Raw genomic sequence first — 694 nt, 5'->3', positions numbered from 1 at the left:
GCTTTTACCTTCATTGCGTCCTCCGCTTTTACCTCCAATGCGTCCTCCGCTCTTGCCTCCACTGCGTCCTCCGCTTTTGCCTCCACTGCGTCCTCCGCTTTTGCCTTCACTGCGTCCTCCGCTTTTGCCTCCTTCGTTGCGACCTTCAATTTTGTCTCCGCTATGGCCCTGTTTCTTGTTCTGGGCTTTACCATTTCCATTACCTTTTGCCATATCCTATATTACCTCCCTAAATGAGATAGTACAGATTATGAGATTTCACCAATAGTGGACACGGGTATTCGTATAGATTGACTCAAAGATAGACTTGTAACCTCCTGTCTATAAGAATCTCAACATACGAGATATACGTGGAAGTTCAGAGAAAATAGATTCGTAACCAGTACGATTCTTTACGGGATACATATTTATATATTACATATCCACATCCATGATAGATGAAAGGAGGTTGCCGCCCATGTGAACCACTATCGTTCTTTTATAGATGGAAGGCTGTAACCGTCGCTTAAGCTTAGGTCAACTATTAATCATCTGAGAGGGGAATTTACAATGGCATATCAAAGTCAATTGAGCAATCTGATAGGAAAAGAAGTGAAGGTAAACCGCGGAGGTCCAGATTCTGCCCAAGGCCGTCTGTTATCCATTCAGTCCGATCACCTTATCCTGCATACGAAAGACAGCGTTGTATATATTA

Annotated in this window: 2 protein-coding genes; one reads left to right on the top strand and one right to left on the bottom strand. The window is 43.5% G+C overall.

Annotation, left to right across the window (positions count from 1 at the left end; genetic code table 11):
• On the bottom strand, positions 1-213 hold a 213-nt coding region (locus AC1DWB_RS36720; RefSeq protein WP_477545966.1), incomplete at its 3' end, for a hypothetical protein.
• A gap of 336 nt (positions 214-549) precedes the next feature.
• On the opposite strand from AC1DWB_RS36720, the gene AC1DWB_RS36715 reads away from it, so the two are divergent.
• A partial coding sequence (locus tag AC1DWB_RS36715) for a DUF2642 domain-containing protein (protein ID WP_477545967.1) occupies positions 550-694 on the top strand: 145 nt, incomplete at its 3' end.

This window comes from Paenibacillus sp. P4_E11, from assembly GCF_056401635.1.
This window is presented reverse-complemented; position numbering and strand designations above follow the sequence as displayed.